A 22,646-nucleotide genomic window follows, 5' to 3' on the forward strand; every position below is an offset into this window, starting at 1 on the left:
CCTAAGAGGTCAATCGATCCAAGACTGTTTTCGCCGTCACACGCGCGTCCTCGTCCTCCAGCGGCGAGCCGTGCGGATCCGTCAGGTAGAACACGTCGACACACTCCGCGCCCAGCGTGCTCACATGAGCCGAGCGGATGTCCGCACCCGTTACCGCGATCGCAGCCGTCACGTCGTACAGCAGCCCGGGCCGGTCGTGTGCCCGGACCTGCAGCACCGTTGCGGTTTCCGACGCCTCTGGCAACAAGTCGACCCGCGCGGCAGGCCCCTTGCGTGACACCGACGAGTCCCGCGCCGCCAACCGGCGTACGAGGTCGCTGTTGTCGCGGAGAGCCACGGCCAGCCGGTCCCGGAGCCGCACCGGGTCAGGTGCCGAGCCGGCGACCGTCCACGACGAGATGCCGAGTCCTTCGACCGAGGTGATCACCGCGGAGCGCACGGCGAGCCGCTCCACAGCCAGTACGGCGGCCACCGTCGACAGCGTCCCGACCTGGTCCGGCACGGCCACGTTGACCCGCAGGTCCCCGTGGTGCTCCGACACCGTCACGCCCAGCCGGCCGACTCCGACCACCTGATGCAGCTCGGGCATCGGCAGAGCCGGAGCCTCGTGCCAGAGACTCGAGCCTCCTCCCGACAGCTCGCCCCGCACGCGCCGAGCCAGCTCCCCGACCAGCCGCAGCCTCCACGGTGACGACGCCGCCGGGCCAGCAGCCCGCGCATCGGCGTACGTGAGCGCCTCCAGCAGGTCCAGCGTCTCGGTGTCACCGACGATGCCCGCGACGAGGTCGACCGTCATCGGGTCGTCCAGATCCCGCCGAGTCGCGACCTGCGCGAGCATCAGGTGCTGACGGACCAGCAGGGTGATCGTGTCCGCGTCCGCCTCGCTGAAGCCGAGCCGGCGCGCTATCACCGCAGCGATCGCCGCACCGGTCACGCTGTGGTCACCCTCGACCGCCTTGCCCAGGTCATGGATCAGCGCGGCGACCAGCAGCAGATCCGGCCGCCGGACGTCCCGGACCATGGTCGACGCCTCGACGCAGGTCTCCAGCAGGTGCCGGTCGACCGTGTAGCGGTGGATGGCCGACTGCGGCGGCCGGAAGCGCACGCTGTCCCACTCGGGCAGCAGCCGCGAGATGTACCCGGTCTGGTCCATCGTCTCCCAGACCTCGAGCAGGCCCTGTCCAGCACCGAGCAACGCGCAGAACAGCCGCCGCGCCTCCCCCGGCCAAGGCTCCGGCAGCTCAGCAGCCGTCGCAGCGAGCCGTGCCGCGACAGCAGGCGACAGCACCAGCTCCCTGTCTGCAGCAACAGCCGCTGCCCGCAGGCCGAGCGCCGGGTCCCGCTCCGGCCGAGCGTCCGGCATCAGCACGACCTCACCCTCGTGCTGCCCGACCCCCTCGTCCAGCGCGAGCAGCAACGGCCCACCGGTACGGCGACGCCGCGAGCGAGGCGGTCTGGCCACCAGGCTCTCGATCCGCCGCCAGGACACATCGCACACGTGAGCCAGCGTGCGCCCGGTCGAGTAGACGTGGCGCAGCAGCGCGTCACGTCCCGGGAGACCGAGCCCGGCGGCGACATCGGCGGTCACGTCGGCAACCAACCGGTCGGTTGCCCGCCCGGCCACAGCATGCAGCTCGTCGCGCACGTCCAGGAGATCAAGTCGAGCCCGCTCGAGCACCGGATGCGGCACGTCGACCAGCCACGACGCCACCAGCGCCCGCAGCACCACCGCATCCCGCAGCCCGCCGTACGCCTCCTTCAAATCCGGCTCGGCCAGATGCGCCAGCTCCCCGACCGTCGACGCCCGGTCACGACAGGCCTGCGCGAGCGCGGGCAGCCGGTCTCGCGCCGTACGACGCCAGTCGGCCATCAGCACGGACCGCAGCTGCAGCGTGAGATGCGAGTCTCCGGCGACGTGCCGCGCGTCCAGCAGCCCCAGCGCCACCCGTACGTCGTCTGCCGCCGCCTGACGCGCCTGCTCCAAGGTCCGCACGCTGTGGTCCAGCCTGGTCCGCGAGTCCCACAGCGGATACCAGATCTGCGCGGCCAGCTCGTCCACCCGTGGGTACCCCTCGACGTGCACGAGCATCACGTCGAGATCGCTGTACGGCGACAGCTCCTCCCGGCCGTAGCCGCCGACGGCGACCAGCGCGACGCCCTCGGTGGGCACACCGAGGGCGTCGCAGGCTTTCGAGAGGAGCAGGTACAGCAGCGCGTCGGCCTCCTCGGCCCGTGCGCGCCGCTGTGCTGCCCGGTCCACCATCTACAGCGCGTCTCCGTCGACCTCGCCGGTGCGGACCCGGACGATCGTCTCGACCGGCGTCACCCAGACCTTGCCGTCGCCGATCTTGCCGGTCTGCGCGGCCTTCACGATCACGTCGAGCACGTCGGCGGCGTCACCTTCCTCGACCACCACCTCGAGCCGGACCTTCGGGACCAGGTCCACCTCGTACTCGGCGCCGCGGTAGACCTCGGTGTGGCCCTTCTGCCGGCCGTAGCCGCTGGCCTCCGTGACCGTCATACCGGTCACGCCGAACGTCTCCAGCGCGGTCCGCACGTCCTCGAGCTTGTGCGGCTTGACCACCGCGGTGATCAGCTTCATGCGTTCGCACCTTCCTTCTCAGCAGTGTCCTTCGTGTCCGGTGCGTCGTCCTGGACCACCGAGGCCGGCGTCCGGACCACCGTGGCCGGGCCGCGCAGGCCGGAGCCCGCAGCCAGGAAGTCGTACGCCGTCTCCGCGTGCTCGACCTGGTCGACACCGGTGAGTTCGTCGTCCTCCTTGATCCGGAAGCCGATGGTCAGGTCGATCAGCTTGGCCAGGACGAACGCGACCACGAAGGAGTAGACGCCGACGATCAGGTTCGCCAGTGCCTGCCGGCCGAGCTGACCGGCACCGCCACCGTAGAACAGACCGTCCACCGCAGACGGCGCCGCGGCCGTGCCGAGGAAGCCGATCGCCAGCGAGCCGACCAGACCGCCGACCAGGTGCACGCCGACGACGTCGAGCGAGTCGTCGAAGCCGAGCTTGTACTTCAGCGAGACCGCGAAGGCGCAGATGCCACCGGCAACGACACCGAGGATCAGCGAACCGACCGGGGTGAGCGCGCCACAGGCCGGGGTGATCGCGACCAGACCGGCGACCGCGCCGGAGGCCATGCCCAGCGTGGTGGCCTTGCCGTGCCGGATCCGCTCCACGATCAGCCAGCCGATCACGGCGGCCGCGGTGGCGACCTGGGTGTTCACGAAGGTGACGGCGGCCGTCGTACCGGCTGTCAGGGCGGAGCCGGCGTTGAAGCCGAACCAGCCGAACCACAGCAGCCCGGCGCCGAGCACGACCAGCGGCAGGCTGTGCGGCCGCATCGGGTCCTTGCGCCACCCGACCCGCTTGCCGAGCACGATCGCCAGCGCCAGCGCCGCGGCACCGGCGTTCACGTGCACCGCCGTACCGCCGGCGAAGTCGATCGCCTTGATGCCGGTGCCGATGAAGCCTCCGCCGCCCTCGCCGTCGAGGTACCAGACCGAGTGCGCGACCGGGAAGTAGACCAGCGAGGTCCACAGCGCCACGAACACGATCCAGCCGCGGAACGACGCCCGGTCGGCGATCGCACCCGAGATCAGTGCCGGGGTGATGATCGCGAACATCAGCTGGAAGCCGACGTAGGCCAGCGTCGGGATGGTGCCGGTGACCGCGTCGGGCGCGATCAGGCCCTGCAGCCCGGCCAGTGAGAAGTTGCCGATCACCCCGCCGTTGTCACCGCCGAACGTGAGTGAGTAGCCGACCACCACCCACAGCACGGTGACGACACCGATGGTGATGGCACTCATCATCATCATGTTCAGCACGCTCTTGACGCGCACCATGCCGCCGTAGAAGAAAGCCAGGCCCGGTGTCATCAAGAACACCAGGGCGGCACTGACCAAGACCCAGGCGGTATCGCCGGCGTTGATCTCCATCAACGTCATCCCTTCCATCGATCTGGGGGTGGCCCGCGTCCTCATCGAGGAGTTCTCCACAACGCCGGGAAGCCCACGCAGCGCCACACCGCAAACGGTGTCGGCGCGCCGTTTCAGCCGATCGGTCGAGATGTTTCGGGAATGTGACAAAGCGGGCGGTCAGGTGACATCCAGGTGACATCGGCCCCGGTGTGGCACTCTGGCCTCATCACACGGCCCGCAGCCGCGCCACTGCGACCGTCCGAGCTGGGGAACACACCGATGGGAACGAACAGCGGGGAAAGACCACGCCGGGGCCGGCCACGCGACCCGGAGGCGGAGCCGAGAATCCGGCGGTACGCCGTCCAGTTGCTGCTGCAGCGCGGGTTCGACGGCATGACGGTGGACGACGTCGCCGAGGCGGCCGGCGTCGGCAAGGCGACCATCTACCGGCGCTGGGCCAGCAAGGACCAGCTGGCCAACGACGCGCTGGCCGATCTTTTCGACATCGAGATCCCGGACGCCGACACCGGTTCGATCGCGGGCGACCTGCGCCAGGTCTACCGCGACGCGCTGGCGCTGGTGAACAGCGCCGAGGGCCTGGCGATGATCCGGCTGGCCGTCTCCGAGATGAACCGTGACGAGCAGGTCGCGGTCTTCTACCGGAACTTCCTGGACCGCCGGGTCGACCACACCGCGGCAGCCCTGGAGCGGGCCCGCGGCCGGGGTGAACCCGTCCGGCCCGACGCCGACCCGGTGCTGATGGTGCAGTGGCTGGCCGGTGTGCTGGTCATCCGCGCGCTGACCGGACAGGCGATGCCGAGGGTCGAGGACGCCGACCACCTGGTGCAGATGACCCTGCGCTGCATCCTGGAACAGCCCGGCTGACCCTGGAACAGCCCGCCTGGGCAGGGATCAGCCGCGCAGTCCGGGGCCCAGCGCAACCATGGGCACCTCCAGCTCGGCGACTCGCCGGACCTGACCGGACTCCAGGCTCCAGGCCAGGATCCAGCCGCTCACCTGGAACAGGACGGTCCGGCTGTCGTACCAGCCGAGCACAGCGCAGCAGTCGCGCTCCCGGATCGCCACGGGCGCCTGCGGCCCGGACGGCGCAGGCGTGGCCGGCGGGGTCTCCCCCAGCACCAGTAGCCGGCTCGGCTCGCTGTCCACCGCCGAGATGGCGGCAACGACCTGCGGACGCGAAGCGACCGTCTCCACCTGCGGCAGCTCATCGGCCACGAACACCCGAGCCGCCACGTTCCCGCTGCTGAAGGTCTGCCCGACCCAGCTGCCCACCGGCAACTCCACCGGGCGGTCCGCTGTCCAGCCACGGGGTGTCGAGCGCATCAGGACCACCTGACCCGTCACGCCGTCCAACCGGTACGGCGCGGTAGCGGCGGCCGGGTCGACACTCGCCTGGATCGGGGTGCTCGTCCCCTCCTCCACCGACACGCGGTAGGTACTGCGAGGGCTGCTCACCAGCAAGTGGGCGCTGTCGCCCAACCACGAGACGCTGCGGACGTCCCGGTCCGGCACAGTGATCCGTCGTACCTGGGCCTGCGTGGAGTCGACCACCACCACCGCGCCTGGCTGGGGGAAGGCCACCATTCGACCGATGGGAGCGACCGAACCAGCACTGAGAGGTGCACCAGTGGCGATCGCGGCCAGGTCCACGTCGACCTCGGACCAGCCCGCCGTACTCGCCAGCAGCAGTGGCCGGAAGGTGTCGCCGTTGCGTGCCAGCACCACAGCGGCGATTTCCTGGACCGGCTGCTCCGCGAGTGGCGTCGGGTCCTCCGGGTAGTCCAGCTCGCCTCCGATCGGCGTGACCATCCGGTTGAGGTACGGCTCGCTGCCGCCGCGCGGTGCGATCCAGAAGTCCATGCCCGCGATCTGGCCGGCCGGCGGGACGAACCCAGGCGGGTGACTCGGCACCTCTTCCGGCGGCGACAGACCGAACGGAGGCCCGTTGACCGCCACCACGACGCTGGTCACCGCCAGCACCAGCGCGACGACGATCGTCACGACCAGTCCGGTACGACGCCTTCTCCGGCGCAGCGCCAGACCGCCGGCCCACGCGGAGTCGGCCAGGTCCGGCTCCGGCAGCTCCTGGACCGCCCGCACCAGCAGGGGTCTGACGTCCTCGCGCCTCATCGCAGGCCCGCCGGGTTCCGCCAGTCGCCCAGGCCCAGCTCGCTGCCGAAGCGGCTGAGCGCTGCCTGGCCGTGGCCGTGGACCGCCGGCTGCGACAGGCTGAGCAGGTCGGCGATCTCGAACTCGGTCAGCTCCTCGTAGTAGAGCAGGACGAAGACGGTTCGCTGGACGGACGACAGCCCGGCCAGCGCCGTCAGCGTCGTGTCGTCGGTCGGTACGGCCTTCAACCGCCGTCGGCGCGACAGAGCCGGTTGGTAGAGCAAGCGCTGGACGAACACGTCCGGGTCGTCCTGCCGTCCCCAGACCAGCGCCAGGCGGCTGAAGGCGTGCAGCAGTTCCACCTCGGCCCTCGCCTGGTCGCCATAGACGAGAGTCGCGGTCCGGAGCCACCTGCCCTGTCGCGCATCGACGTACGAGGCGAAATCGGGGTCGATCGTGTCGCGCATCCACCCTCCCGCCTCCATTCAACTCCTCAACTACTGCGTGCGGCCACCGCCAGTCGGGTGTCTTCGCCGACCAGTTCGCCGTTGATCCCGGCTCCGGCGGCCAGACCGGCCGCCGCGGAGGTGATCACCTGGGCCATCGGATCGGTCACGTTGCCCGCGACCCACACCCCCGGCACGCTGGTCGTCCCGGCCGGTCCGGCGTCGACAGCGATCCCGACGGTGACGCCGCGGATCTCCCGCTCGCCCGGCTTCAGTCCCAGCTCGTCCAGGAACTCCGCCCGCGCCTGCAGGTAGGTCTGCACGACCAGAGCCTGCCGAGGAATCACTCGCCCGCCTTCGAGCCGTACGCCGGTCAGCCGGTCGTCGGTGACCTCGACCTGCTCGACAACGCCTTGCACCACAGAGATCCCGCGCGCGGCCAGCTCCTCCCACTGCTGCTCGGTCGGCTCGGGCCCGGTGTGCAGGAACAGCGTCAGGTCGTCGGTCAGCTGCCGGAACATCATCGCCTGGTGAATCGCCATCGGCCCGGTCGCCAGTACGCCGATCGCCTGGTCCCGCACCTCCCAGCCGTGGCAGAACGGGCAGTGCAGCACGTCCCGCCCGAACCGCTCGGCCAACCCCGGAACGTCGGGCAGCTGGTCCGTCACACCGGTCGTCACCAGCAGCCGCCGCGACTCGAACGACTGGCCGTCGGCCGTGTCCACCACGAACCCGATCTCCGGGCCGCTCGTCGCCCGGGCCGAGGTGACGGTGCCGGTGATCACCTCACCGCCGTACCCGATCACCTCCTGGCGGCCGATCGCCGTCAGCTCCAGTGGCGGGATACCGTCCCGGCTCAGGTAGTTGTGCACCCCGTCGGCGGGGGCGTTGCGCGGGTCGCCCTGGTCGATCACCAGCACCGACCGGCGGGACCGGACCAGCGCCAGCGCCCCGCTCAGTCCCGCCGCTCCGCCGCCGACCACGATCACGTCGTACATCTCGTTCTCCTTTGCTCGATCTGCTCCGAGCATCCGCAGTGTTCTCGAAAACGACAAACATCTTTGCCAAGATGGCAACATGAACGACTTCGACGACGTCCTGGAAGCGGTCGGCCCACGGTTGCGCCGGTTGCGCCAGGAGCGCGGGACCACCCTGACCGAGCTCGCGACCTCCACCGGCATCTCGATCAGCACCCTGTCGCGCCTGGAGTCCGGCCAGCGGCGTCCGACGCTGGAACTGCTGCTGCCGCTGGCCAGGGCACACCAGGTCCAGCTGGACGAGTTGGTGGATGCTCCGCCGACCGGTGACCCGCGGATCCACGCCAAGCCGATCAAGCGCCACCACGGCGCGGTGGCGATCCCGCTGAGCCGGCGGCCCGGCGGGCTGCAGGCGTTCAAGCAGATCGCGCCGCCGGGCTGGCCGGGCAGTGAGGTGAACCAGCAGACCCACGAGGGCTACGACTGGGTCTACGTGCTGTCCGGTCAGCTCCGGCTGGTGCTGGACGACCAGGACTTCATCCTGAAGGAAGGCGAGGTCGCGGAGTTCGACACCCGCGTCCCGCACTGGTTCGGCAACCCCGGTCCGGAGCCGGTCGAGATGCTCTGCCTGTTCGGGCCGCAGGGTGAACGACTGCATGTGCGCGCCAAGTCGCGTTAGGTAGTAGCCTTCGCCCGCCTGGTTAGTGACAGACGAGAGGACCTGATCCGTGAGCGTCGCGCTCTTCACCCTCGGCGGCACCATTTCCGTAGCCGGTGCCACGAACCGGTTGACCGGGGCCGAGCTGACCGCGGCGGTGCCGGGGCTGGCCGAGCTGGGGCTGCCCCTGGAGGTGCAGGACGTCGAGGCCGTGTCCAGTGGCAACCTCACGCTGGCGCGGATGCTCGACGTGGTGGACGCCGCGTCCAAGGCGGTCGGCGCCGGCGCGTCCGGCGTGGTGGTCACCCAGGGCACGGACACGCTGGAGGAGACCGCGTTCCTGGTCGACCAGGTGTGGCCGCACCCGCATCCGTTCGTCCTGACCGGCGCCATGCGCAATCCCACCCTGGCCGGCCCGGACGGCCCGGCCAACCTGCTGGGCGCCGCCCGCGTCGCCTGCTCCCCAGCCGCGCGGGACCTGGGCGCGCTGGTGGTGTTCAACGACCAGATCCACGCCGCCCGCTGGGTCCGCAAAACACACAGCACCAGTACGGCGACTTTCGCCTCCCCCAACGCCGGTCCGATCGGCCAGCTGGTCGAGGACCAGGTCCGCATCCTGGCCCGGCCGGCCCGCCAGGACGGCGTACCGGGGCGGGCTGAGCCGGGTGACCTGGACGCGGCCCGCGTCGCGCTCTACACCGTCACGCTGGACGACGACGGCCTGCTGCTCGAGGGACTGGCCGACACCCACCAGGGGCTGGTCGTCGCGGGCTACGGCGTCGGCCACGTCCCGGCTGCGCTCGCACCGGTGCTGGGGGCGCTGGCCGAGCGCATCCCCGTCGTACTGACGTCGCGGACCGGAGGTGGCTCAGTCCTGCGCAGCACCTACCGGACAGCAGGTTCCGAGTCCGACCTGCTGGCGCGGGGGCTGATCGACGGCGGCTTCCTCGATCCGTACAAGGCGCGGGTCCTGCTGAGGTTGCTGCTGGCGACCGGTGAGGGCCGCGACGAGATCAGCGCGGCTTTCGCGCAGCATCACTGATCGCGGCGGCCTTCAGCGTCAGGTAGTCCCGTTCCGGCAAGCTCGTCGTACGCCGGGCCGCCGCGCGGAAGTGCTCCGCGGCGGTCTCGGCGTCACCCCGCATCTCGTGCAGGTGCCCGCGGACGGCGTCCAGCCGGTAGTGACCGGCCAGCGGCTCATCGAGCGGCTCCAGCATCGCCAGTCCGGCGTCCGGACCGTCGACCATGGCAGCGGCAATCGCCCGGTTCAGCGTGACCATCGGATTGCCGGACAGCTTCTCCAGCAGGCCGTACAGCGCGAGCACCTGCGGCCAGTCGGTGTCCTCGGGCTTGTCCACCTCGTCGTGCAGCGCAGCGATCGCCGCCTGCAACTGGTACTCGCCCAGCGGCGGCCGGCCGAACGCGTCGACCGCCAGAGCGACACCCTCGGTGATGAGCTCCTGGTCCCAGCGCGAGCGGTCCTGCTCGGCCAGCGGGATCAGCTCACCGGCCGGGCCGGTCCGCGCGTCCCGGCGGGCGTCGGTGAGCAGCATCAGGGCGAGCAGTCCGGTCACCTGGCCGCTGTCCGGCAGCAGCGCGTGCACCATGCGGGTCAACCGGATCGCCTCGGCGGCCAGGTCGCTGCGATGTAGCTCAGGGCCACTGCTGGACGTGTAGCCCTCGTTGAAGATCAGGTAGAGCACGTGCAGCACGTTGCGCAGCCGGTCGTCGTCCGGGGCGAGTTCGAAGCTCGCCCCCTTGATCTTCTGCTTGGCCCGGCTGATCCGCTGCGCCATCGTCGCTTCAGGCACGAGGTAGGCCTGCGCGATCTCCGCGGTGGTCAGACCGCCGACCGCGCGTAGTGTCAGGGCGATCGCGGAGGCCGCCGTCAGGTCCGGGTGGCAGCACATGAACAGCAGCCGCAGCGTGTCGTCGGCGTCCTCGACCTCGTCGGCCGGTACCTCGCGCTGCGCGGCCAGCTCCTCCCGGCGCCGCCGCGCCTGCTCCTGCCGGATCTCGTCGATCACCCGCCGGTGGGCGGTCTGGATCAGCCAGGCCCGCGGATTGTCCGGTACGCCGTCGCGCGGCCAGGTGCGGGTCGCAGCCAGCAGAGCCTCCTGCACCGCGTCCTCGGCGGCGGTGAAGTCACCGGTCCGCCGGACCACGGCACCGACCACTTTCGGCGTGAGGTCTCGCAGCAGGCTGTCCAGCTCCATGGCTGTGAAACCTACCGCCTACGGATGGCGCCGCACCCGCTCCGGGCTCGCGGTCTCCAGCGGGACGTCGACGGCCGGGATCAGGCCGAGGTTGGTGCTCTGCCGGGACAGCGTCGCGTCGAACAGCCACTCGGTCGCCGTACGGATGCGGTTGCCGGGCATCGAGAGCAGGTGGTAGCCGCGGGTCACCGCCTTCGCCGGCAGGCCGGCCAGCGGGACCTGCAGCGGGTTGGCCGCCGCGTCCGTGCCGCCCAGGTCCACCACGAAGCCCAGGTCCTTGTGGATGTAGGGCTTGCGCTCACCGGTACCGAACGACGCGGCGACGTTGTGAGCCGCGCGCCGCCCTTGGCGCTCGGCGTGCTGCGCGGTCATCGGCGTCACCTCGCCGGGCCGGGTCAGGTCCGGTACGGCGGCCGCGTCGCCGCAGGCGAAGACGTCCGGGTGGCCCGGCACGTTGAGGTACTCGTCGACGACCAGGCGGCCCTTCTCGGTCTTCAGGCCGAGCCCCTCCACCACCGGGTCCGGCCGGACGCCCACGCACCAGATCAGCGAGTTCGTCGGGACCTCGGTCTGGTCGGTCAGCCGCACGCAGTCGTGCTTGGCCTCCTCGACCGACAGGCCCATCCGGACCTCGACGCCGCGCTTGCGCAAGACCTTGTCCGCCGTACGGGACAGGCGCTGGTCCAGCTCGGGCAGCACGCGGTCGGCGATGTCCAGCAGCATCCAGCGCATCCGCTGGTCGCGCAGCCGGGGCCGGCGCTTCTTGAGCAGGTCGGTGTAGAGCACGCCGTGCGCGGCGACTTCCGTCCCGGTGTAGCCGGCTCCGACCACGACGAACGTGCAGAGCGCGTCCCGCTCGGCCTGGTCGTCGGTGGCGTCGGCCAGCTCGATCTGCTGGGTCAGGTGGTCGCGCAGGAAGACCGCCTCCGGGATCCCGCGGAAGCCGTGCGCGTGCTCGGCCACGCCGGGGATCGGCAGCAGCTTGTTGACGCTGCCGGCGGCGATCACCAGCCGGTCGTAGCTCAGCGAACCGGCTTTGCCCGCCGGGTCCTCGTACGAGACCGTGCGGGCGTCCAGGTCCAGCCCGTCGACCTCACCGAGCACCAGCTGGACGTCCGGCAGCGCGTCGGCGAGCGACACCGTCAGCCGGCGCGGCTCCAGGATGCCGGTCGCCACCTCGGGCAGCAGGGGCACGTACAGGAAGTAGTCGGTGGGGTTGACCACCACGATCTCGGCCCGGCCCTTGCTGACCCGGCACAGCGTCTTGGCAGCGTGGAACCCGGCGAACCCGGCGCCCACGACGACGATCCTCGGTCGGCTCATGACTCTTGATACCAGATCGGGCCGATGCCAAACGGGGTGAAGCCGCGTCGAGCGGCAACTGTGCGGCCGGTCAGTCGAGCAGCGCGTCGACGAACTGCTCGGGGTCGAACGGCGCCAGGTCGTCGGCCCCCTCGCCGAGCCCGACCAGCTTCACCGGTACGCCGAGCTCGCGCTGGACGGCGATCACGATGCCGCCCTTCGCCGTACCGTCGAGCTTGGTCAGCACCAGACCGGTCACGTTGATCACCTCGGCGAACACCCGGGCCTGGGTCAGCCCGTTCTGCCCGGTGGTGGCGTCGATGACCAGCAGCACCTCGTCCACCTCGGCGGTCTTCTCGATCACGCGCCGGACCTTGCCTAGCTCGTCCATCAGACCGGTCTTGGTGTGCAAGCGGCCGGCGGTGTCGATCAGCACGACGTCGGCCTTCTCCTCGATGCCCTGCTTGACCGCGTCGAACGCGATGCTGGCCGGGTCGCCGCCCTCAGCGCCCCGGACGGTCCGGGCGCCGACCCGCTCGCCCCAGGTCTGCAGCTGGTCCGCGGCGGCCGCGCGGAAGGTGTCGGCCGCGCCCAGCAGGACCTTCTTGTCCTCTGCCACCAGCACCCGGGCCAGCCGGCCGACGGTGGTGGTCTTGCCGGTGCCGTTGACGCCGACCATCAGGATCACGGCGGGCTGGTCGTCCTTGCGGTCCACCTTGAGCGACCGGTCCAGCGTCGGGTCGACCAGCGTGATCAGCTCGTCGCGCAGGATCGCGCGGGTCTGCTCACCGGACACGCCCTCCACGCGGACCCGGGTGCGCAGCCGCTCGACCAGCTCCTGGGTCGGCGCGACACCGACGTCCGCGGTGATCAGCGTGGTCTCGATGTCCTCCCACGCCTCGTCGTCCAGCTTGTCGCGGGACAGCAGGGCGAGCAGCCCCTTGCCGAGCGAGCCCTGCGACCGGGCCAGCCGGGCGCGCAGCCGGACCAGCCGGCCCTGCGCGGACTCCGGCTTCTCCAGCGTCGGCAGCTCGGTGTCCTCGAGCGTGCGGGTCGGCGTGTCCCGCGGTTCCTCGGCGTCCTCGCCGACCGTCGGCTCGGCGGTCTCGATCGGCGCCGGCGGCGTCGTGGTCGGCAGCTCACGGGTCCGGCGGCCACGGGTGACGACGAGTCCGGCGGTACCGGCGACCAGGACGACGACCACGGCGATGATCGCGATCAGGGCGGCGTCGGCGAGCATGGGGACAAGCTGAGGAGTCAACACGATTCCCCATCTTGGCAGATGCTCATGCCAGATCGATGATCGGTCGCGTTGGGTCAGGTGCCAGTTCCGGGCGGTGAGTGAGCAGTACGACGGTCCGGTGGCCCGCCGCGCGGAAGAGGTCGCTCAGCAGGTCCTGAGCCGTCTCCTCGTCCAGGTGCTCGGTCGGCTCGTCCAGCACGAGCACGTCGTGGTCGGCGAGCAGCAGCCGGGCGAACGCGAGCCGCTGCCGTTCCCCACCGGACAGGCGGGCACCGTGCTCGCCCACCATCGTGTCGAGCCCGCGCGGCAGGCCGTGCACGAAGTCGCCGAGCCGGGCCCGGTAGAGCGCGTTCCACAGCTGCAGGTCGCTCGCTCCCGGCTTGGCGAGCAGCAAGTTCTCCCGGATGCTCGTGTCGAACACGTAGCTCTCCTGGGTCAGCAGCCCGATCTTCGAGCGCACCTGGTCGCCGTCGAGCCGCCGTACGTCGGTACCGTCCAGCAGCACCTCACCGGCCCGCGGCTCCAGAAAGCGCAGCAGCACGGCGGCCAGCGTGCTCTTGCCCGACCCGCTCGGACCGGTGATCACGACGCGACTACCGGCGGGCAGATCCACGTCCAGCCCGCGCAGCACGTCGTCGGACCCGTAGCCCACCCGCAGGCCGTGTACCTGCAGCGCACTGCCTTCCGGCAGCGGCAGCGCGTTCTCCGGCTCGGCGACCGGCACCGGCGTACTCAGCAAGTCCTCGACGCGTTGCAGCGACCCTCTGACCCGGATGGCGAGCTGCGCGGCGACCGGGATCCCACCCAGCACGTCGGCCAGCGCCAACGGCGTCAGCACCAGCACCGCGTAGACCGGCCCTGACTCCCCAGTGCCGAGCACCAGCCCGGCGACGCACGCCGCTCCCACGCAGATCACCAGCAGCGCACCGCCGAGTCCCGCGCTCCAAGCAGACCGCCGCTGCGCCGCGGCCAGCCGCCGGTCAGCCGCCTCGAACGTCGCCAGCACGTCGTCCACCGCATCGAACGCCAGTACGTCGGCCGCCGTCTGCAGGTTCTCGGTCGCGGCCGCCGCCACGTCCCCGCGAGCTCCTGCCATTATCCGCTCGGCCCGTCGCGCACTCGCGGCCGTCAACCACGGCACCACCGTGCAGGCGACCAGCACCGCGACGGCGACCGCGGCACCCGCCACCGGCAGCAGCAGGACGAGCAGCCCGACCGTCGCCGCGCCCGTCACCGCCGCAACCAGGACCGGCAGCAACACCCGCAGCCACAGATCGAGCACCGCGTCGATGTCCAGTACCAGCCGAGCCAGCAGATCCCCGCTGCGCGACGACGCCAGCCCGACCGGCGCCAGCGGCTCCAGCCGCTCGGTGATCCGCGCCCGAGTGTCCCCCAGCACCCGGTACGCCGCGTCGTGACCCGCCAGCCGTTCGACGTACCGGAAGACGCCGCGGCCGACGCCGAAGGCCCGCACGGCCACGATCGCCACCAGGAGCGTGAGGACCGGCGGCTCGGCCGACGCCTTCGTGATCAGCCACGCGGAGGTGGCCAGCAGACCGACCGCCGTACCCGAAGCCAGCACTCCAGCCAGTACGGCGAGCAGCAGCCGCGGCCGCACCCGTCGTTGCGGCATCACCAGTGCGAGGACGCTCATACGGTCACCAACTCCCTGGACACCGACACCACTCGATCAGCCGCGTCCATCAGTGCCGGCCGGTGAGCGACCAGCAGGATCGTCTTCCCGGTCGCCCGCAGCCCGGCAACGACAGCTGCCTCGGCCACCGGATCCAGCCCCGCGGTGGGCTCGTCCAGCAGCAGCACCGGCGCATCGGTGACCAGCGCCCGCGCCAACGCGACCCGGCGGCGCTGCCCGCCCGACAGCAACTGGCCCTGCTCCCCCACCAGAGTGTCCAGCTCCAGCTCGGCAGCGCCCGCTGTGTCCAACGCCTTGCGGACCTCCTGGTCCGTCGCCTCAGGACGCCCGAGCCGCACGTTGTCCGCGATGCTGCCCATCCGCAGCCCCGGCCGCTGCGGCACCCAGCCGAACTGCCGACGCCACAGCCCGGCGTCGAACTCGTCCGCCGCGCTGCCTCCCGCGATGACCACCCCAGACTCCGGTACGACGAACCCGAGGATCACCGCCAGCACGGTGGACTTGCCGGCTCCACTGGGCCCGGTCAGAGCGACCACCTCCCCCGGCCACAGATCCAGGTCGAACCCGTCGAGCGCGGCCTGCTCGCGATCCGGGTAGCGCACAGTCACGTCGTGCAGGTGCAGCCCGGTCGACCGCAGGTCCGGTACGTCGGTCCGCTCGCCCTGCGTCGGCAGCGGCGTCTCCAGCACCCGGAACACCTCTTCGCTCGCCGCGACGCCGTCCGCACTGGCGTGGAACTGCGCTCCGACCTGCCGCAACGGCAGGTAGGCCTCCGGCGCCAGGATCAGCACCAGCAACGCCGTCTCCAACCCCATCCGGCCTTCCACCAGCCGCAGGCCGACTCCAACGGCGACCAGCGCGACCGAGATGCTCGCCAGCAGCTCCAGCACGAACGACGAGAGGAACGCCAGCCGCAGACTCGCCATCGACGCCACCCGGTGCTCCTCCGTCACCCGGCGTACCGACTCGGCCTGGCCCTTGGCGCGGCCGAACAGCTTGAGCGTGGCCAGCCCGGACACCACGTCCGAGAAGTGATGAGCCAGTACGGCGAGCGCCCGCTGCCGCCGCCGGCTGTAGGCCTGTGTGGCCCAGCCGACCAGCGCCATGAACAACGGGATCAGCGGCAGCGTCACCACTACGGTCGCTGCGGCGATCAGGTCCCCGGTCGCCATCCAGCCGACGACTCCGGCCGGCACAGTTGCCGCGAGCACCAGCTGCGGCAGGTAGCGCGCGAAGTACGGGTCGAGGTCGTCGAGTCCTTTGGTCAGCAGCGTCGTCAGCTGGCTGCTGCGCTCACCACTGAGCCAGGCCGGTCCCAGCTTGAGCGAGTGCTCCAGCACCTGCCGCCGCAGCGTCGACTTCACCGCTGCTGCCGCCCGCTGCGCCACGACCTCCTGCAGCCAGGCCAGCGCGGCACGAGCGGCAACCACCGCCCCGAGCAGCCAGGCGACGGTCTCGACGCCAGCACCCCGCAGTACGACGTCCGAGATCCCACGCGCGAGCAGCACGGCCTGGACGATCACCAGCGCACCGGTGGCCACACCGATCGCCACCGACCCGGCCAGAAACCACCGGGCCGCCTCGGCCCGGCGCAGCAACCGCGGGTCGAGCGGCTTCATGAGTTGACGCCGGACGGGACAGCGACCGGAGGCTCTACCATGACCCGCTTGCGGAACACCCAGTACGTCCAGCCCTGGTAGAGCATCACCAGCGGCGTGAAGATCGCCGCGATCACCGTCAGGATCTTCAACGTGTACGGCGTGGACGCCGCCGCCACGGTGGTCAGCGTCGAGCCCGGCTCCAGCGTCGACGGCATCACCGCGGGGAACATGGCGACGAACAGCGACGTCACCGCCAGAGCGATCGCCAGCGCCGTCCCCGCGAACGCCCAGCCTTCCCGGCGGAACCTGTTGGCCACCAGTCCACCCAGCAGCGCCAGCACGGCCAGTCCGGCGATCAGCACCGACCACTGGTCGCCCCGGATCTGCTGGGCCCACGCCAGGAACCCGCCGGCCAGCACAGTCGCCACCAGTCCGCTCAGCCCAGCCATCCGGTTGGCCCGGTCGCGCAGCTCGTCCGTCGTCCGCAGTGCCAAGAAGATCGCGCCGTGAGCGACGAAGACGGCTGTGAAGGCCAGACCGCCCAGCAACGCGAAGGGACTCAGCGAGTCACCCAGACTCCCGACGTACTCGTACGACGCGTCCAGCGGGACGCCGCGGAGCAGGTTGGCGAAGGTGATGCCCCACAGCAGCGCGGGCAGCAGCGACCCGACGGCGATCATCGTGTCCATCCGGGACCGCCAGGGCAGGTCGTCGCGCTTGCCGCGGTACTCCAGCGCGACCCCGCGCACGATCAGCGCGACCAGGATCGCGAACAGCGGCAGGTAGAACCCGCTGAACAGCGTCGCGTACCACTCCGGGAAGGCCGCGAAGGTCGCACCGCCGGCCACGATCAGCCAGACCTCGTTGCCGTCCCAGACCGGCCCGATCGTCGTCACCAGCGCGCGCCGCTCGGGCTCGTCGCGGCCGAGCACCCGCAGCAGGATGCCGACCCCGAAGTCGAAACCCTCCAGCACGAAGTACCCGATCCACAGGAACGCGATCAGCACGAACCAGACCGTTGTCAGCTCCATCGTCATTCCCCTCAGTACGCGAAGGACAGCGGCTTGGCGTCGGCCTCGGCCTCGGCGGAGCCGTCGTCGTCGGAGTCCGGCCGGGTCGGATCGCCCGGCGTCCCGGCGGCCCCGGGCAGTCCCGCGCGGATCGACTTGAACATCAGCTTCACCTCGACCACCGCCAGTACGCCGTACAGCAGGGTGAAGCCGATCAGGCTGGTCAGCACCTCGCCGCTGGTCGTCCCGGGCGAGACACCGGCCGACGTCGGCAGGAGCCCGAACACCAGCCACGGCTGCCGGCCCGTCTCGGTGAACACCCAGCCGAAGACGTTTGCGGCCAGCGGCAGCAGGGGCAGTGGCAGGGCCAGCCAGATCAGCAGCCGGTGCGGCTCCCGGCCTCGCCTGGTCATCCACAGCAGCAGGACCGCCAGGCCCACCGAAGCCATGCCCACGCCGATCATCAGCCGGAAGGTCCAGTAGGTCAGTGGGACGTTCGGGTTGTAGGAGCCGGGGCCGTAGAGCTTCTCGTAGGCCTGCTGCAGGTTGTTGATGCCCTGCACCTCGCTGTCGAAGTGCCCGGTGGCCAGGAAGGACAGCAGGTAAGGCACCTTGACCGAGAAGATCTCCCGCGACCCGTCCAGCGTGCCGATCGTGAACACCGAGAACGACGCCGGCTTCTCCGACTCGTACAGCGCCTCGGCCGCCGCCATCTTCATCGGCTGCACCTCGGTCATCACCTTGCCCTGCTGGTCACCGCTGAGCGCCACCCCGGCACCGGCGACGATCACGATCACCGCGCCCAGCCGCAGCGCGGTCCGGAACGCGCCGGTGTCGACGCCCGGCCGGCGGACCAGGTGCCAGATCGCGACACCGGCGACAAACGCGCCACCGACCATGAACGCGGCGAAGATCGTGTGCGGGAAGGTGACCAGCACGACCTTGTTGGTCAGCACCGCCCAGATGCCGGTCAGCTCGGCCCGGCCGCGCTCGGCGTTGTAGCGAAAGCCGACCGGGTTCTGCATCCACGAGTTCGCCGCCAGGATGAAGTACGCCGACAACTGCGTGCCGAGCACCACCATCCAGATGCAGGCCAGGTGCACCTTCTTCGGCAACCGGTCCCAGCCGAAGATCCACAACCCGATGAACGTCGACTCGACAAAAAACGCGAGCAGCCCCTCCAGCGCCAGCGGGGCACCGAACACGTCCCCGACGAAGCGCGAGTAGTCGCTCCAGTTCATCCCGAACTGGAACTCCTGGACCAGCCCGGTCACCACACCCATCGCGATGTTGATCAAGAACAACTTGCCGTAGAACTTCGTCAGCCGCAGGTACTTGTCCTTGCCGGTCCGGTACCACGCGGTCTGCAGCCCGGCCGTGATCGCGACCAGCGAGATCGTCACCGGCACGAAAAAGAAGTGGTAGACGGTGGTGATCGCGAACTGCCAGCGCGCCAGGTCCAGCGTGTCCATCGGGCCCTCTCCAGACGTCACAGTCGATCTACGACGTTACGTAGTAGATGCTAGCGCAGATCTACGACGCGTCGTAGTAGATACCGCCGGAGATCTACTACAAGCTGTAGTTATACTGGTCACGTGACCACCGACCCGAAGGCTCCGCGACCGCTCGGCGAGCTCGAGCGTGTGGTGATGGAGCAGCTGTGGGCGGCCGACGCCGCGCTCACCGTGCGGGAGGTCCACGAGCGGCTGTCGCTGACCCGCGACCTGGCCTACACGACCGTGATGACGGTGCTCGACCGGCTGGCCAAGAAGAAGCTGACCGAGCGGGAGCGCGACGGCAAGGCCTGGCGCTACCGGGCCGCCGCTCCGCGCGCGGACCTTGCTGCCGACCTGATGCGGGACGCGCTCGACCAGGCAGGTGACCGGCGGGAGGCGCTGGTCCGGTTCGTCGGCCAGGTCTCCACCGAGGAGGCCGCGCTGCTCCGCGAGGCCCTCAGGAAACTCGAGGCGCTGGAGGGGTGATCACCCCGATCCTGCTCGCGGCACTGGCTCTGGTGCTGACCGGGCCGGCACCGGCTCTGCTGGCTCGTTCCAGCTGGCCGTACCGCATCCCGCGGGCAGCAGTCGCGCTCTGGCAGGCCCTGGCGATCGCCGCCATCCTGGCCGCGCTCGGCGCGGGCATCTCCCTGTCGTACTCGACCGCAGGCGAGCCCGGCGAACCACGCTTCGATCCGTCGTCACCACGTGACCTGGCCGCAGCGGCAGTGCTCGCGCTGACCGCACTGGTCGCCATCAGACTCCTGTACGCCGCCGGCCGCGTCGCCGTCGGCACGCGGGCCCGCCGCAAGCGCCACCGCGACCTGGTCGACGTCCTGGCCACGCCGGACGGCCTGATCCCCGGACTGCGCGTCCTGGCCGAGCAGACTCCACTCGCCTACTGCCTCCCGGCGCTACGAGGCGCCCGAGTCGTCGTCTCGGTGGGCGCACTCGACCGGCTCGACGACAGCGAGCTGCGCGCCGTACTCGCGCATGAGCAAGCACACCTCCGCGCCAGGCACGACCTGGTACTGGAGGCGTTCACGGCGTTGCACATGGCTTTTCCGCGCTGGGTCCGCAGCGATGTGGCACTGGAGCAGGCACGCACACTGGTCGAGCTGCTCGCCGACGACGACGCCCGTCGCCGCAACGGTCCGCTCCCGCTGGCCCGCGCGCTGGTCGCCCTGGCCGGATCACCGGCTCCCGCGGCAGGTCTGGCCGCGGCCAAGTCATCCACCGTGCTGAGAGTCCAGCGCCTGGCCGATCCCGAGCCGCGCCACCCCGTGCTGTCGGCAGCCACCTACACGGCAGCCGTCGCCCTGCTCGTCCTGCCCACCATCACCGTCGCCGCACCCGTTCTGAAGGCTCTGGCCGACGCCCTGCAGTGAACCGGGGCCGTTGCTCGAAGCAACGACCCCGCTCCCCCACTACCCGAAGTGCCGACCCTCACCGCGCGCGACAGCGAGCAGCACGAGCCCCGAAAGAACCAGCAAGATGACCATGGTGAACACGAACGTCAGCACGTGACGACTACTCTCCCCGCCTTGATACGAACAACCTCACAGGTGATACGCGCTCAGTCTTCCAGAAGTTCCCCGAAAGCCTTGGCCACCTCGTCGACCTGCCAGGCCAACGTGTCCGGAGTCACCACCAGCTCGGTCCACGACCAGCCCGGTACGTCGGCCGGCCGCCAGGTCCAGGTCAGCGACTCGCGGGTCGCCTCCATCCGGCGGACCGCCGCCCGCTCCATCTTGTCGGCCGGTCGCGGCGCGTAGAGCCGGAACGAGTTCGTGTGCGGCGGTTCCGGGAACACGAGGTATCCCGCGGCCTGCAACGCGACGGCCAGCTCGACTGCGCGGTCGTGCAAGTCGCCCATCAGCGGCAGCACCGAGCGCAGGCCTTCGCGCGCCGCGACGGCGTACGGGAAGAGGGTGTAGGGGTTGGCGCCGAGCCGGCGTTGCCACCGGCGTACCTCGGCGATCACGTCGGCCGGTCCGGCGACCGCGGCTCCGCTCAGACCGCCCAGGCCCTTGTAGAACGAGACGTAGACCGTCGAAGCCAGCGCAGCCACCTCGGCCAGGCTGTGCCCGAGGTACGGCGTGCTCTCCCACAGGCGGGCACCGTCCAGGTGCAGCGGTACGCCGCGCGCCGTGCAGGCCTCGGCGAAGACGACCAGCTCGTCCCAGGTCGGCAGGACGAACCCGCCGTCGCGCAGCGGCAGCTCCAGCGTCACGGCTGCCAGCGAGCCCGGAATGGCGGCCAGCTCGTCCGGCCGCGGCTGCCGCGGCTCGGAGGTGAGGCGCTCGATCCGGAGCCGGTGCACCTCTTCCAGCGCGTTGAGCTCGTGCAGCAGGAGGTGCGACAGCCCGTGGACGGCGACCCGCTGCGTCCCGGCTCGGTCGGCGAAGACCCGCAGCACACTCTGCTGCGCGGCGATCCCGGTCGGCATGAACACCGCCGCCGGCTTGCCCAGCAGCTCCGCGACCTCCGACTCCAGCGCCGCGACCTCGCCACCTTCCCCGTAGCCGTCGCGTTGGTCGTCGGTCGCCACGTCGGCCAGGCTGCGCAGTGTGTCGGCCACGGACGGCCGGCGTCCGGTCAGCCAGCGAGTGGACTCGGCAGCAGCGACCTTGCGGCGTGCCTTCAGGTCTTCGGAGGAATCAGCCACACGTCCATCCTCTCCCGTCCGGCAACCAGGTTTTCACAGCCGGGTGGTGACGACGTGCTCTCCCTGAACCGTCCGGATCTCCACGGCACCCACCTGGTCCGGCGGCACCAGAACTCCCCCGCTGAAACGGGCCCCGTCCTGTGCTGCCTTCTCCGACACCACCCAGCTCCCGGCGACCCAGGTCTTGCCCCAGGTGTCGGTGACGAGCATCTGACACTCGGCACCCGCCTTCATGCCCTTCAGCTCGACCACGACCCAGCTCCAGCTGCCCCGTGGCTGCACGGTCGTCGCCATCGTCGTACCGGTGACCGCGTCCGTCGCGGTGACCTGCTTCGACCCGGCCGGCGTCTCCTCGGCCACCACCTGGTCGACCGACTGCCGTCCGATCGCCACGCCGCCGCCGAGCGCTCCGGCAACGACCACCAGCGCCGCGGCAGCCAGTAGCCAGCGCGGCCTGCGCGGAGGCTTGGACGCGGTCGACGCGACGGGCGCCGACTCCACAGCAGCCTCACGAGCCGCCCGCAGCGTCCGCTGCAGCAACAGGTCGCCGTTGGCCGGCGGACCCTCCAGGAACGCCTCCGGCGGGATCTCGTCGAGGAACTGCTTCATCTCCTCGAGCTCGGCCACCTCCTTGCGGCACTCCGCGCAGCCGGCCAGGTGCTGCTCGACCTCGCGGGCCTCGTCCGGCTCCAGCGCGCCCAGTGCGTAGGCACCCAGCTGGGAGCGGTCGTGCCCAGCGTCGTTCGTACTCATCGGGCCACCTCCGCTCCGGCTCCGCCCAGCACGCTTCGCAGCGCTCGGAGGGCGTAATACGATCTCGACTTCACGGTACCGGGCGGGAGCCCGAGCTCCTGGGCGGCCTCGGTCACGGTCCGGCCCCGGTAGTACAGCTCCACCAGGACCTCGCGGTGCTCCGGCGTCACCTGGTCCAGCGCGTCCAGGACGACCATGCTGTTCACGACCGAGTCGGAGTGGTCCCGCTCGACCGGCGGATGGTCCTCCACCTCACCGACCTCGGCAGGCCGGACGGCGCGCGCCCGGGCCCGGTCGGTGACGATGTTGCGCGCCACCGTCAGCAGCCAGCCCCGGACCGATCCCTTGCCCTCGACCAGGTCGCCGGCGTGCTTCCAGGCCCGCAGCAGGGTCTCCTGGACGACGTCCTCGGCGGCGGCCTGGTCACCGGTCAGCCGGGTGGCGTACGCGAGCAGGCTGCGGCCGTGCTCGGCGTACAGGGAACGGACCAGTGCCTCGGCACTGCGGTCCGGCTCGCCCACCGCAGTCCTCCCGGCCTCGATGCTCGCGGTCGTTC

General features: G+C 70.8%; 21 protein-coding genes. 5 read left to right on the plus strand and 16 right to left on the minus strand.

From position 1 onward, the window contains the following. Position 1: 1 nt before the first annotated feature. Genes ACQPXM_RS27785 through ACQPXM_RS27795 form a run of 3 tightly spaced genes read right to left on the minus strand, consistent with a single transcriptional unit; the run spans position 2 to position 3,963 of the window. Positions 2–2,263, minus strand: coding sequence for a [protein-PII] uridylyltransferase (locus ACQPXM_RS27785; RefSeq protein WP_432938670.1), 2,262 nt, complete (start codon positions 2,261–2,263; stop codon positions 2–4). Continuing rightward, complete coding sequence (locus tag ACQPXM_RS27790) at positions 2,264–2,602, minus strand: P-II family nitrogen regulator (protein ID WP_077012741.1); 339 nt, start codon at positions 2,600–2,602, stop codon at positions 2,264–2,266. After that, entirely contained in the window at positions 2,599–3,963 is a 1,365-nt protein-coding gene (locus ACQPXM_RS27795) for an ammonium transporter (protein ID WP_432938673.1), read from the minus strand. The genes ACQPXM_RS27790 and ACQPXM_RS27795 overlap by 4 nt, the downstream gene beginning before the upstream one ends. 252 nt (positions 3,964–4,215) lie before the next feature. On the opposite strand from ACQPXM_RS27795, the gene ACQPXM_RS27800 reads away from it, so the two are divergent. Next, the gene (locus ACQPXM_RS27800) at positions 4,216–4,821 is read left to right on the plus strand and encodes a TetR/AcrR family transcriptional regulator (RefSeq protein WP_432938675.1); all 606 of its coding nucleotides are present in this window, start codon (positions 4,216–4,218) and stop codon (positions 4,819–4,821) included. Positions 4,822–4,848: 27 nt separating this feature from the next. Here ACQPXM_RS27800 and ACQPXM_RS27805 read toward each other — a convergent pair whose 3' ends face one another. The 3 genes from ACQPXM_RS27805 to ACQPXM_RS27815 are packed head-to-tail and all read right to left on the minus strand — an operon-like array spanning position 4,849 to position 7,510. Then, positions 4,849–6,087: a hypothetical protein gene (locus ACQPXM_RS27805; protein ID WP_432938678.1), complete on the minus strand. Its 1,239-nt coding sequence runs from the start codon at positions 6,085–6,087 to the stop codon at positions 4,849–4,851. Further along, positions 6,084–6,533: a sigma factor-like helix-turn-helix DNA-binding protein gene (locus ACQPXM_RS27810; protein WP_432938680.1), complete on the minus strand. Its 450-nt coding sequence runs from the start codon at positions 6,531–6,533 to the stop codon at positions 6,084–6,086. The genes ACQPXM_RS27805 and ACQPXM_RS27810 overlap by 4 nt, the downstream gene beginning before the upstream one ends. Positions 6,534–6,559: 26 nt before the next feature. Continuing rightward, a complete protein-coding gene (locus ACQPXM_RS27815; protein ID WP_432938682.1) occupies positions 6,560–7,510 on the minus strand; it encodes an NAD(P)/FAD-dependent oxidoreductase in 951 nt (316 codons plus the stop codon). A gap of 79 nt (positions 7,511–7,589) precedes the next feature. Between ACQPXM_RS27815 and ACQPXM_RS27820 the strand changes: the two genes are divergently transcribed. Next, positions 7,590–8,168, plus strand: a complete 579-nt coding sequence (locus ACQPXM_RS27820; protein ID WP_432938684.1) for a helix-turn-helix domain-containing protein — start codon at positions 7,590–7,592, stop codon at positions 8,166–8,168. Positions 8,169–8,217: 49 nt separating this feature from the next. Beyond that, positions 8,218–9,189, plus strand: coding sequence for an asparaginase (locus tag ACQPXM_RS27825; protein WP_432938686.1), 972 nt, complete (start codon positions 8,218–8,220; stop codon positions 9,187–9,189). On the opposite strand, the gene ACQPXM_RS27830 is transcribed toward ACQPXM_RS27825, so the two are convergent. The 7 genes from ACQPXM_RS27830 to ACQPXM_RS27860 all read right to left on the minus strand — a co-directional run bounded on the left by ACQPXM_RS27830 (position 9,161) and on the right by ACQPXM_RS27860 (position 18,645). After that, positions 9,161–10,363, minus strand: coding sequence for an RNA polymerase sigma factor (locus tag ACQPXM_RS27830; RefSeq protein ID WP_432938689.1), 1,203 nt, complete (start codon positions 10,361–10,363; stop codon positions 9,161–9,163). The genes ACQPXM_RS27825 and ACQPXM_RS27830 overlap by 29 nt on opposite strands. 18 nt (positions 10,364–10,381) lie before the next feature. Further along, positions 10,382–11,686 carry an NAD(P)/FAD-dependent oxidoreductase gene (locus ACQPXM_RS27835; protein ID WP_432938691.1) on the minus strand — a complete coding sequence of 435 codons (1,305 nt, stop codon included), beginning with the start codon at positions 11,684–11,686 and terminating at the stop codon, positions 10,382–10,384. A gap of 70 nt (positions 11,687–11,756) precedes the next feature. Continuing rightward, complete coding sequence (gene ftsY / locus ACQPXM_RS27840) at positions 11,757–12,905, minus strand: signal recognition particle-docking protein FtsY (protein ID WP_432938693.1); 1,149 nt, start codon at positions 12,903–12,905, stop codon at positions 11,757–11,759. Between the two features lie 46 nt (positions 12,906–12,951). Further along, positions 12,952–14,562 (minus strand): thiol reductant ABC exporter subunit CydC, encoded by a 1,611-nt coding sequence (cydC, locus tag ACQPXM_RS27845; protein ID WP_432938695.1) that lies wholly within the window; start codon positions 14,560–14,562, stop codon positions 12,952–12,954. Then, on the minus strand, positions 14,559–16,181 hold the full coding sequence (cydD, locus tag ACQPXM_RS27850) for a thiol reductant ABC exporter subunit CydD (protein ID WP_432938698.1): 1,623 nt from the start codon (positions 16,179–16,181) through the stop codon (positions 14,559–14,561). Before cydD ends, cydC begins: the two co-directional genes overlap by 4 nt. Continuing rightward, positions 16,178–17,194 carry a cytochrome d ubiquinol oxidase subunit II gene (cydB, locus tag ACQPXM_RS27855; protein WP_432938701.1) on the minus strand — a complete coding sequence of 339 codons (1,017 nt, stop codon included), beginning with the start codon at positions 17,192–17,194 and terminating at the stop codon, positions 16,178–16,180. The genes cydD and cydB overlap by 4 nt, the downstream gene beginning before the upstream one ends. 11 nt (positions 17,195–17,205) lie before the next feature. Then, positions 17,206–18,645, minus strand: a complete 1,440-nt coding sequence (locus ACQPXM_RS27860) for a cytochrome ubiquinol oxidase subunit I (protein WP_432938703.1) — start codon at positions 18,643–18,645, stop codon at positions 17,206–17,208. A 123-nt stretch (positions 18,646–18,768) separates the two neighbouring features. Here ACQPXM_RS27860 and ACQPXM_RS27865 point away from each other — a divergent pair, with 123 nt between their 5' ends. Both ACQPXM_RS27865 and ACQPXM_RS27870 read left to right on the plus strand, forming a co-directional pair. Beyond that, positions 18,769–19,155, plus strand: a complete 387-nt coding sequence (locus ACQPXM_RS27865; RefSeq protein ID WP_432938705.1) for a BlaI/MecI/CopY family transcriptional regulator — start codon at positions 18,769–18,771, stop codon at positions 19,153–19,155. After that, the gene (locus ACQPXM_RS27870; RefSeq protein WP_432938707.1) at positions 19,152–20,057 is read left to right on the plus strand and encodes a M56 family metallopeptidase; all 906 of its coding nucleotides are present in this window, start codon (positions 19,152–19,154) and stop codon (positions 20,055–20,057) included. Before ACQPXM_RS27865 ends, ACQPXM_RS27870 begins: the two co-directional genes overlap by 4 nt. Before the next feature lie 188 nt (positions 20,058–20,245). On the opposite strand, the gene ACQPXM_RS27875 is transcribed toward ACQPXM_RS27870, so the two are convergent. Genes ACQPXM_RS27875 through ACQPXM_RS27885 form a run of 3 tightly spaced genes read right to left on the minus strand, consistent with a single transcriptional unit; the run spans position 20,246 to position 22,611 of the window. Further along, positions 20,246–21,337, minus strand: a complete 1,092-nt coding sequence (locus tag ACQPXM_RS27875; protein ID WP_432938709.1) for a threonine aldolase family protein — start codon at positions 21,335–21,337, stop codon at positions 20,246–20,248. 33 nt (positions 21,338–21,370) lie between these two features. Next, the gene (locus tag ACQPXM_RS27880; RefSeq protein WP_432938711.1) at positions 21,371–22,090 is read right to left on the minus strand and encodes an anti-sigma factor family protein; all 720 of its coding nucleotides are present in this window, start codon (positions 22,088–22,090) and stop codon (positions 21,371–21,373) included. Next, positions 22,087–22,611, minus strand: coding sequence for a sigma-70 family RNA polymerase sigma factor (locus ACQPXM_RS27885; RefSeq protein WP_432938714.1), 525 nt, complete (start codon positions 22,609–22,611; stop codon positions 22,087–22,089). The genes ACQPXM_RS27880 and ACQPXM_RS27885 overlap by 4 nt, the downstream gene beginning before the upstream one ends. Positions 22,612–22,646: the final 35 nt, after the last annotated feature.

The sequence above is a fragment of the Kribbella sp. CA-253562 genome (assembly GCF_050942265.1).
GTDB lineage: Bacteria > Actinomycetota > Actinomycetes > Propionibacteriales > Kribbellaceae > Kribbella.